This is a genomic window from Ruegeria sp. CDSC045, from assembly GCF_059610725.1.
In genome coordinates, this window is sequence record NZ_JBXWOE010000024.1 from 1 (window position 1) to 1,924 (window position 1,924).

The following is a 1,924-nucleotide window of genomic DNA, read 5'->3' on the forward strand; positions in this document are numbered from 1 at the left end:
CGATTCAGCAGTGTTGGCCTTCCGTTTCTTTGCCACGCGAGCGGCCGCAGGCGAGTATTTTACCACCCACCGGTTCAAAGTAGCATGATCAACCGACACACCACGTTCCGCCATGATCTCTTCCAGGTCGCGGTACGAGACGCCGTAGCGAACGTAGAAATAGACTGCGAACAGGATCACAGATTGTGGGTAGTGCGCACCTTTGAAGTCGATCATTGGGCAGTCCTAAAAGTTGTCGCATTCAATCCACCAGTTGGATCAAGCCGCACGAAGGTGCAAGATACCGGCCAAAGTTTGCGACAGAGCCTGCCGAACTCATCCGCCTTGGAAATGGTGGGATCCAGTTGGTTGCCGCAGCCAGGTTTGTCACTCTGCCTTCGGCAGCCGACGTGATGACTGCCTTGCGAGAAATCCACAATCGCCACCCGATGATGCGAGCCAGGCTCCAGGTGAGCAAGACGCTTGATTGGGCAACAGATGTGGATTTCGACGGAATCGAAATTGTCGTGATGGAAGTTGCCGACTCGTTTGATCTGGAAGAGGCCTATGCGGCTCAAGCGGCCCGAGTTCTGGATGTGACGGCTGCCTCTTGGCGGGCGCTTTTGCTGACTGACACCAGTGGCAGAGTGACCTGGATCATGCTAGTCACCAATCACGGAGGCATAGATGGGCGGTCTGCGCTGGTTATTCTGAATGACCTGGACTGCCTGTTGCGCAGTCCGCAAGATTGGACGCCCGACCAAAAACAAATAACCGCACCCGTAGAACAGGGGTTGGCGGCAAAAGGGCATGTGGGCGACCGATCAATACTGACGGCCTGGCCAGAAGAAACCAATTGGCCGGTTGCCGCTGCTGCAGATAGCGACAAACGCAGACCGCATGCGTTCCTGAGAATGCTGCTACCCAAAACTCTGGAAGCGATCCATACGAACCTGAAACGGAATGGTCTGCATCTCGCTTCAGCATTTGGCGCTGCGGCTGTAAAGGCCGCCGACGTCCTGCCCAGAGGGACGGGTTGGACTGGGATTGTTGCTCCCACAGATGTTCGAGATGACTGCTTCCCACCTATTCCAGCAGATGCGGTCGGCGAATACGTGGCCGGGATTAGCCTGTTGCTGGAACCCAAGTTTCGTAGCTTTGAGATGATCGACATTGCGCGCGCATTGCAATCACAATTCGAAGAAAACAGGGGGCCATCGCTTTTGATGGACGCAAACCTGCCCTTGCAATCAACCCGCGCTCAGGTCGCACAAATGACGGCAGCTAGCCCGGTTTTTAGTGGGGGAATCTGTGTCACCGATGTAGGCGATTTTGAAACACTCGCAGGGCGCCCTGTCGGCTTTTCTGAGCTCCTGATGATGCCGTCCCAGAATCACGGAATCCATCCGATACTGGTCGCTGTGGTAACAACACCTGCGGGCGTGTGCCTGTCATTCGGCTATTGTTCTCCGCTTCAGACCCGGGATGTAGCTGTGCAGTTTGCAGACCGATACATCGCCGCATTGCTGGAGCTGACGGTCTGACACAGTTGCCTCATGCAACACTGTCCATTCTCCTCGCACCTGCGGCACTGCGATCAGTGAGATCCTGTTGTTCACTCATGAAGCAGTCGACCGGAATGAAGGTTCTGTTGCAAACTTTTTACCCTTGGAGCTGGGCAGGTTAGGCGGTGGCCAGCCAACCGTATTCACCAGTTGAATGCCAGCTCATGATCTCCTTCAAAGGCGCACAATATCCGAAGGATGTTATCCTCTTTGCGATGTTCTTCTACGTTCGATACGGCGTCTCGTATCGTGATCTGGAAGAAATCATGGCCGAGCGTGGCGTTTCGGTTGACCACACCACGCTGAACCGTTGGGTGACACGACACTCCGGTGCCATTGCTGATGCAGCTCGTAGACGGAAGGGATTGTGTGACCGGTCC

General features: G+C 55.1%; 1 protein-coding gene and 2 pseudogenes. 2 read left to right on the forward strand and 1 reads right to left on the reverse strand.

Annotated elements, in window-relative coordinates:
- A pseudogene (locus tag AC2FH6_RS21370) lies at positions 1-216 on the reverse strand (IS6 family transposase); the annotation flags it as partial.
- Positions 217-449: 233 nt separating this feature from the next.
- On the opposite strand from AC2FH6_RS21370, the gene AC2FH6_RS21375 reads away from it, so the two are divergent.
- A complete protein-coding gene (locus AC2FH6_RS21375; protein ID WP_496704185.1) occupies positions 450-1,523 on the forward strand; it encodes a hypothetical protein in 1,074 nt (357 codons plus the stop codon).
- A gap of 185 nt (positions 1,524-1,708) precedes the next feature.
- Positions 1,709-1,924 (forward strand): annotated as a pseudogene (locus AC2FH6_RS21380) (IS6 family transposase); the annotation flags it as partial.